Origin of the sequence: Coleofasciculus sp. E1-EBD-02, assembly GCF_040218245.1 — a bacterium.
GTDB lineage: Bacteria > Cyanobacteriota > Cyanobacteriia > Cyanobacteriales > Coleofasciculaceae > Coleofasciculus.
The window spans coordinates 1-8,374 of record NZ_JAVJQN010000138.1; the positions used below are offsets into that span (position 1 = coordinate 1).

The following is an 8,374-nucleotide window of genomic DNA, read 5'->3' on the forward strand; positions in this document are numbered from 1 at the left end:
ATATTCATCCGATAAAAGGAAAGTCTTACCGCAGTGGCAAGACTTTTAAATGTGGGCATTGTGGTTGGCATGGGGATGCCGATTTCAACGGAGCCAATAATATTGCACTTGTGGGGCTGTCTATAAACCAGCCTGGAGGCACGGGGTTGTCGTGCAAGTTAAATCGAACTATTGAATATGTTCAGCTTAGCTTGTTTGATGACTTCAGGGCTACTGAAAACCCAGACCGAGAGCGATAGCAGGTCTGGGTAGTTTATGTCGTTCTGTACTCCGTTCCTAGTGGAATATGGGGAAGTTGGGGGAGCTGGGGAAGCTGGGGTTGTAGAGACGTTCCGGTGGAACGTCTGGAAGCTGGGGAAGCTGAGGAAGATATCAGGGATAGCACATAGCACTATAGAAGGGGACGAATTTTGGCTTTATAGGCACTTTCATCCAAACCATCACCGACAGTAGCTTCAGCCGGATCGATCGCCTGATTTAATGCGTTAATGCGATCGTCAACTCCTGGATGAGTGCTGAGGAAAGAGGGGACGGAACCGCTTTTCTTCTGGAGTTTTTCCATGAAATTTACCATGGCTGACGGTGCATAGTCTGCTTTTTTGAGGATGTCTAACCCAACTTGATCCGCCTCCAATTCATCTTCACGACTATTGGGTAACCGCAGCGCCAAGTCCACGCCAATATTGACTAAGGTATTGCGATCTAGACCTGCGGCAACGGCTACTCCCCTGGCGATCGCGGTTTGGCGCATTTGTTGAATCATGTGTTCCTCTTCGATATGCCCGATTTCGTGGGCAATCACACTAGCCAATTGAGCCTCATTGTCCGCCGCTTCAATCAAACCGGTGTTGAGATAAATAAAACCCCCCGTAGTCGCGAAGGCATTAATGCTGTCATCCTTAACCACCTGAAACGTATAGGGAATATTAGAGCGTTGAGTTTCTTTTGCCAATCGCTGACCAATCTGATCAATGTAGCGGTTGACACTGGAATTGCGATAGAGTTGGATCTGGTTTCTCACCAACTGCTGATTGATCTGCTGCCCGATCTCGACTTCCTGGCGCTCAGAAATATTGGAAAGTTGGATAATCTGGACGCCTCGGAAAAGCAGATCCAGCCAGGGAATTGCTTGACTCACCTGAGGTGTACCCACGATCAGGCTAAACGCCAAGATCGCTGACACAAACGGATATAATAAACGACGACGGTGACGATGAGACCAGAAGGAGAAAGGATTAATCATGGTACATAAAATTAAAATAGCTACAGTTCAGGCACTCAAACAATAGACGCTACTTATAGGGTATAAGTTGCCATTGGCTCTCAAGAAACACTTTCTGGTACAGGAGGATGAGGAGAGGGCGATCGGCGATCCGAGTACATTGAGTGGACTGGTGTTGTTAATTAGACTAAGCAGTTGCCCCTACAGGCGTTAGCTTTTATTGTGTCCACCTACTTACCAGCCACATTCTAATTAAGTCTGGCAATTTTGGTTATCCTGACATCCCAGAGGATAAGCTGAATTGTAGGTACTCGATCGCTTGCCAAACCAACTATACCGATGATCACGAACCTGTTGATATGTGCGATCGCCTAGCCATTTCATTCCAGGCATTGCTCGATATGCCGAGACGAATACCTCTCCCATCGGCAACAGACGCCCAATTTCCTCCGCCGCCTCACTCCCTTGCCACCGACGTTCCGGGGACGCCCCATCAATGAGAATCATCCCCATTTCGCAGTCTTGGGGGGTAATACCAAAGGTTTCACAGGTGGCTTCATCCTGCATGGGAATGTAATCAAACTGCTGTCCTTGATCCAGATTTTCCAGAAGCTGCACTAACGTGACACAAAGATTGCAGTTGCCGTCGTAAATAACGTGATATTGCATCAAAGGGGTTAATCGCACTCCTTATGAGTTATCTTTATTTACTATACCTAATTTAATCTATTCCTATAGGAGGATAAAAAAAATAATTCATCGTGTTAACTTACTGGCATTTATATGTTCTATTTGATTAAATCCTGTAACCTAAGGGGATATTATTAAACTTAAGGGATTTGCGTAGAAGAAAGTCGGTCAATCAGTACAAATATTCTAAATCTAAAGAAATCACAGTATCAGTGTAAAAAAAATCACTAACCTAGTTTCGTTTATGTCTTTTGATGGATTCACAAAAAGCTTTTTTTCTGTAATCTAAAAGTAGATGGCGAGAGTTGAACTCTCAAACATAAAGATAAAGAAACAAGGAGACTATTCTATGAATCTCATCAAAATAGACAAATTTTACCCTAACTATAAAGAACAGATTTTCGGTGGCGATGACATTAAAGGATATGATGTCTACTCAGATCGAGAAGAGAAAATCGGTGAAGTTCATGATGCTCTTCTGGATGAAAATGGTCGTTTCCGGTATCTAGTCATTGATACAGGCTTCTGGATCTTTGGTAAAAATGTCTTGTTACCTGTAGGTTATGCCCGGATGGACTATGATCGTCATCGGGTTTATGTGATCGGTATGACCAAAGCGCAAGCTGAAAGCTTACCGGAATACCATGACAACATGAGCATCGACTACGACTACGAAGAACGAGTCCGCAACGTCTACCGACCCATGGCGACTAATCGCTCGACGGCATCAACATCGGCTCAAGCGACAACCTATAATCGCGACACCTACACTTATGATCATGAGCCTGAACTCTATGCCACTACTGAGCAGGATCATAAAAATCTCAAGCTGTATGAAGAGAAACTAATTGCCAACAAAGACCGTTACAAGAGCGGTGAAGTTGCTCTAGGTAAGCACGTAGAATCTGAAACAGCTCAGGTATCAGTTCCTGTAGAAAAAGAACGGGTTGTAATTGAGCGAAACAGTCCCTCTGAAGCCCGCGAAGTTCAACCGGGTAGTGCTGACTTCCACGACGGTGAAGTTGCTCGTGTGGAAGTTCATGAAGAAGCAGCGAATATCGATAAGAAAGCCTTTGTCCGGGAAGAAGTTGGTGTCAAGAAAGAAGTTGAGCGTGACACCGTAGATGCAAAAGAAACGGTTCGCCGCGAAGAATTAGAAGTTGATGTAGATGGCAATCCTGTCGTCAAGGGTCGTCGGTAGAATTCTGAAAGCGATTGAATTTCACCGATTGAACTAAATAAATTGGTGGATACGGGGGTGGGCATTGCCCACCCTACGTTTAGTAAGTTGGAGAAGTAAGCTATGATCCAAGAAGAACCTAAAAGCAGTTATACAAAGGGTAAAATAAAACAACTATTAGATCAATTTAGAGAAAAATTCACGTTCTTTACTATCGTGAATCAAAAAGGTAAAGTCTTAGGACGGGTTGAGGATTTCTGTGTCGAAAAAAATCATCGGCTTTATATGGTGATGTCTGCCCAATGGACAAACGCTGAATCTCCCTGGTTTCTCCTCAGTCGCCAGCACATTCAGACAATTGACCCAGACAATAGAATTGTAATTGTTGACCTATCACCAGCAGAACTTGAATACTTGCCTGTATATCAAAAAAGGGAAACCCCAACAGCAAAGCCTTCCGAGGACTTATCTCACTCGTCAGTAACCTCTACAAGTGTTGTTAATTCAGAAAAAGCTATGGATGCTGAAGAGAGAGTGAATAGTGATCTAGAACCGTCTGATCAGACGTCAGAGATAGTCGAAGAAGACATGATTCGCTTACTAGAAGAAAAGTTAGTCGTTAACCGCAGTAAGCAGAAAGTCGGGGAAGTTGTCGTTCGCAAAGAAATTGAAACTCGTGTAGTTGAAGTTCCTGTACGGCGGGAAAAATTAATTGTTGAACAAGTTGGTGAAGAACCGAAACAACTGGCAGAAATTGATTTAGGGAAAGGGAAAGTTACAGGTGTTCCCGATAGTGTAGAGACGAGTCTACCGACAACGACTACTGTCAACGGTGAATTTGTTTCGCCTAAAGCAGCCAGCGATCTTTTAGCCGCGATCGCGCTGCAAGATAATCACGGCTGTGTTAACGTGCGTGTAGAGCTAGTGGTGGACAATCCAGAGCTTCAGAAAACGTACCAACAAATGTTTGATCGCTGTCGTGGCAGTAAATAGAAAGCAGGAATTGTACCGACATAACCGTGGAACGTCTGGGAGATGGGGAAGATAAGGGAGCAAATGACAAATGACAAATGACGAATGACAAATGACGAATGACAAATGACAAATGACGAATGACAAATGACAAATGACAAATGACTAACTTTTATTGTGCCTACCTACTTATTAGATGACCCACTAAACCAAAATGGTCAGATGGGAAAACATTAGGACAATCAGGGAAAATAGGTTCTAATCCCAGGCGTTCAATGGATTCTGGCTGCCAACTTTGCGAATCAGAACGGAGTAAGATGCGGTCAAAGCGGACTTTTTTATGTTTTTGTTTTTGCTGTAACCGCATGATATTAATATCCGTATCTTCTGTATAACCTGGTTCATCCTCTCTAAGAACTGCCCACAGATCTTGATAGCGAGGGTCAAGATTACGGTTTTCCTCTTCCCAAGAGGAACAAAAATTAAAGTCTCCCATTAGTACCGCATGATCGGCATTTTCCAATAGGGGAAAGATATCAGCAAGCTGTATGGCGCGGATGGATGCAAATTTCTTCTTGCTTTCTAAATGAACCGTAGCAATATTAAAATTTTGTCCATTAAGCCGCAATTCAGCACAGAGAAATTTGCGACTCATTTGGCTAATCAGATCGCAGAAAAATAACCGATGAATGGGAAACTTAGACAGCAGGAGAACGCCATAAGGATTCACCGTTTCTCCGGTGGTGTCGGAACTATAGTAATTCTTTCTAACCCAGTCTTGTTCTAAAATTAGTTTAAGAGAGGTTGGCGTAACCTCTTGCAACGCGATCGCGTCAGCATCACAGTCTTGAATAAGCTTCAGTATAGCCTCGTGGCGTTGTTGGCGATGATAGTCGGAAAACCAGATATTATAGGTGACCAGTGTTAGTTCACTGATATTTGTGTCACTGACAACATCGGTTGATTGAGTCCAAGCTTGTTTTTCGGGATTAAACCTCTGAGGATTGAGTTCTTGTAGGTCTGGAGGAATCGGAGGCTTGGTCATAAACTGTTTTCTAGTTAATTACTATTAAGTTTAAGAGTAAGGATTTCCTTTCGTCAATAAACAGGGATTGCTGCTGATAACCGCAAAAAAAGCCACCCTATTTGCCGGATAAATGATCAACCCGGATCACTTTTTTCCAGATTTCTGCTAGTCTTGGTGTCTTCGGTTACAATGGTCGCGGTAAATCTGTAGGAAAATAGGTGTTCAAAACACGACCAGGCAAAACTCTGTCTGTGGATAAGACAAATTCATGAAACCCCGAATCATCGTTTGTGGCTTGGGTCGCACTGGCTATCAAATTTTCTCATTATTAAAGCAACAGGGAGCCTCTGTTGTCGGAATTAGCGATCACCTGGTTCCGGGTAACTGCCAGGATCTGATTATCGGCGATTTTCGCGCAGCCGCCACCCTACTCGCCGCTGGAATTCAGGAGGCGCAAACCCTAGTCATCACCTCTAGCGATGATGCCTTGAATCTGGCTATTCTCACCCAAGCCCGAGTCCTTAATCCTCGGATTCGGATTATTAGTCGGCTATTTAACAACAGCTTAGGCGATCGCTTGGATCAGATTTTGCCCAATCATGTCAGTCTCAGTGTCGCCGCATTAGCCGCCCCGGTGTTTGCCTTTGCTGCGATGGGGAATCAAGCGATTGGGCAACTGCGACTATTCAATCAAACGTGGCCCATTCACGAAGAATACATCCATGACTCTCATCCCTGGAATGGACGTCAGTTGAGTGAGTTGTGGGACGATCGATCGCGGATGTTGATCTACTATCAACCCTGGAAAGGGCAGGTGAGTTTAGTGTCTGCCGTTGTGCAAGAACAAACATTACAACCGGGCGATCGCTTGATTGTTGGCACTCAACCCAATGTCCGCAGCCGTCGAGGGTTGTGGCTACGCCGACTGTTCAAGATTCTCACGAACCTGAAACAGTTTCAGCACCATGGTCAACCCATTCTCGCCGGAACTCTTGCCCTACTACTGACCATTTTTATCGCTACACTCACCTATGTTAGTGTGCAGTTGAATACCTCAATTGTGGACGCCCTCTATTTTTCCGTGGGTATGATTACCGGGGCGGGGGGAAAAGAAGAAGTGGCAGAATTAGCTCCCGACAGTATCAAAGTTTTTACGGCGGTGATGATGTTAGTTGGGGCGGGTGTAATTGGGATTTGTTACGCCCTACTCAACGATTTTATTTTAGGTACTCGTTTTAGTCAATTTTTAGATGCTGCCCGTGTTCCCAGTCGCCATCATTATATTGTTTGTGGCTTGGGGGGTATTGGTGTCCAGATCATGAATCAACTGCATAGTCATGGCTATGACGTGGTTGTCATTGAACCCGATACCCACAATCGATTTCTTGGTGTTGCCCGTTCCTTGGGAGTCCCGGTGATTATCGGTGATGCAAGTTTGGCAACTAATTTAAAAGCGGCGAATATCCATACAGCGGAAGCCTTATTAGCGGTAACCAGTAGCGACATGACCAATGTCGAAATTAGTTTAAGTGCCAAAGCCTTAACCCCCAATTTACCCATCGTGGTGCGAAATCATGACCCTCAATTTGCCCGAGGGGTGCAGCAAGTGTTTAATTTTGAAGTGGTACTCAGCCCCACAGAATTAGCCACACCTGCTTTTGCCGCCGCCGCCTTAGGGGGGCGTATTTTAGGCAATGGTATGACCGGGAATACTCTTTGGGTAGCGTTAGCAACAACGATTACGCTAAAGCATCCATTCTGTGGACAGAGGGTGAGAGATTTAACCCTGGATATTGAGTTTGTTCCTCTATACATTGAAACCCGACATCAAAAGCTTCATGGTCGAGATTTATTGGAAACAGCGTTAGCGGCAGGTGATGTTTTATACTTGACCATGCCCGCGTCACAATTAGAACAGTTGTGGCGAGTCACCCCCTCTCAGTTATTGGCGAGTTGAATCTGGGGAAGGTGGAATTTTGACCCTTCACTGTGGAAAGAGGGTATGGCGCTTGTGTAGGGGCGGGTTTTACTATTATCGTTTCTTATCTGACAACAGATGTGACTAAACCCGCCCCAGCCGATGTGTATAGGCAGGTTTATGGATTTTTCTATAAGCTATTGATCAGGCAGAAAAGCCTCCTGAATCTAAGGCTAAAGCCCTGACTACGAACTTATGAACCCAGCTCATGCATCCATTTAGGTGTACCATACCACTCCACAAGCGCCATAGCGTCAGCGTACTAATTCTTTAGATAGAGAGATAGATAAATCAAAATCCTATTTTAGGAAGAGGGAAATTCTCTCCTAGTTTTTTAAGATTGGTTGTAACGTCGAAATTAAGAATGTAATTATGCCACAAGAAGACATAACATCTAAAGGTAAACAAACTACAACGGCTGCGGGAGCTAGAACAACAGGTATGGAGTCTAAAGATCCCCAAGCCGAAGAGCAAGCTTCTAAGAAAGATCCAGCAACCATTCCGGAAGCCCAAGGTGAAAACAAGCGTGTAGAAGGCGATCCGAACCAAGGAACCGACTCTCGTTAATAGTTTTCCGGATTGGCTAGATTTGGAAACAGCCTAAACGAATAAAACTGGTAGAGACGTAGCTGGCTACGTCTCTATAATTTGTTGGGTGTCTTAACCACCCGACTGGTGTGACACAGCTAAAATGAATGGCACTGAAAATTTGCAGTTTGAGATCGGCAAAACTCTTGATATACCGTAGTGGCTTGGCAAGGTTAAAACAGTGGTCAAGTATTTTCAAGGAACCCTTATGAGAGTAGCGATCCAGAAAAATTTTACCCACAACTTTAAGCTTGCCAGCCTAGTAGGGTGGGCATTGCCCACCAGCATCATCTGAGCGTGGCATTCCAGCTCAAATGGTGGAATAGATTGTAGGTTGGGTTGACGCCAGGAAACCCAACAGAATCTAGGGCTAAGGTTTTGTTACTACGAAGAAACCCAACCTAATCTACCAAATTAGGGCTGGCTGCACAAGTCCAAAACTCTTAGCTATCAAGGCTTTGAGTAGCATAGAAATTGGCTCATCTTTAAGGAAATAGGGTCAAACCTTTTCATACCCTTGCACCGCTATTAGGGAAAATGTATCATTGCTTCCCCTGCTTCCCCTGCTCCCCCTACCCTCACAAGGGTAGGTTTTTTAAGATGGGGGTTTAGGCAAGACAAGGAAGACAGGTAGACCAGTAGACAAGGAAGAGTGAGAACGAAAAATAGGGCGTTTCGGCTTTTAGAAGTTAGTTTGACCGAACCGAATTCTGTACG

General features: G+C 44.5%; 8 protein-coding genes. 5 read left to right on the plus strand and 3 right to left on the minus strand.

The genetic code is table 11. The features are described 5' to 3' along the window. Positions 1 to 239, plus strand: a 239-nt coding sequence (locus RIC07_RS22080) for a zinc ribbon domain-containing protein (RefSeq protein WP_446396404.1), incomplete at its 5' end; no start/stop codon positions are given. Between the two features lie 152 nt (positions 240 to 391). Here the strand turns inward: RIC07_RS22080 and RIC07_RS22085 are convergent. Both RIC07_RS22085 and RIC07_RS22090 read right to left on the minus strand, forming a co-directional pair. Then, positions 392 to 1,243, minus strand: a complete 852-nt coding sequence (locus RIC07_RS22085) for a M48 family metallopeptidase (protein WP_446396405.1) — start codon at positions 1,241 to 1,243, stop codon at positions 392 to 394. A gap of 231 nt (positions 1,244 to 1,474) precedes the next feature. Continuing rightward, positions 1,475 to 1,891: a thiol-disulfide oxidoreductase DCC family protein gene (locus RIC07_RS22090; protein ID WP_446396406.1), complete on the minus strand. Its 417-nt coding sequence runs from the start codon at positions 1,889 to 1,891 to the stop codon at positions 1,475 to 1,477. 370 nt (positions 1,892 to 2,261) lie between these two features. Here RIC07_RS22090 and RIC07_RS22095 point away from each other — a divergent pair, with 370 nt between their 5' ends. Then, positions 2,262 to 3,113, plus strand: coding sequence for a DUF2382 domain-containing protein (locus tag RIC07_RS22095; RefSeq protein WP_446396407.1), 852 nt, complete (start codon positions 2,262 to 2,264; stop codon positions 3,111 to 3,113). Between the two features lie 102 nt (positions 3,114 to 3,215). Further along, positions 3,216 to 4,085 (plus strand): DUF2382 domain-containing protein, encoded by an 870-nt coding sequence (locus RIC07_RS22100; RefSeq protein ID WP_446396408.1) that lies wholly within the window; start codon positions 3,216 to 3,218, stop codon positions 4,083 to 4,085. Between the two features lie 160 nt (positions 4,086 to 4,245). Here RIC07_RS22100 and RIC07_RS22105 read toward each other — a convergent pair whose 3' ends face one another. Then, positions 4,246 to 5,109 (minus strand): endonuclease/exonuclease/phosphatase family protein, encoded by an 864-nt coding sequence (locus tag RIC07_RS22105; protein WP_446396409.1) that lies wholly within the window; start codon positions 5,107 to 5,109, stop codon positions 4,246 to 4,248. 250 nt (positions 5,110 to 5,359) lie between these two features. Here RIC07_RS22105 and RIC07_RS22110 point away from each other — a divergent pair, with 250 nt between their 5' ends. Together RIC07_RS22110 and RIC07_RS22115 are read left to right on the plus strand one after the other, a co-directional pair. Beyond that, positions 5,360 to 7,048, plus strand: coding sequence for a potassium channel family protein (locus RIC07_RS22110; RefSeq protein WP_446396410.1), 1,689 nt, complete (start codon positions 5,360 to 5,362; stop codon positions 7,046 to 7,048). Between the two features lie 393 nt (positions 7,049 to 7,441). After that, positions 7,442 to 7,636 carry a hypothetical protein gene (locus tag RIC07_RS22115; protein WP_446376770.1) on the plus strand — a complete coding sequence of 65 codons (195 nt, stop codon included), beginning with the start codon at positions 7,442 to 7,444 and terminating at the stop codon, positions 7,634 to 7,636. The last annotated feature ends 738 nt before the right edge of the window (positions 7,637 to 8,374 follow it).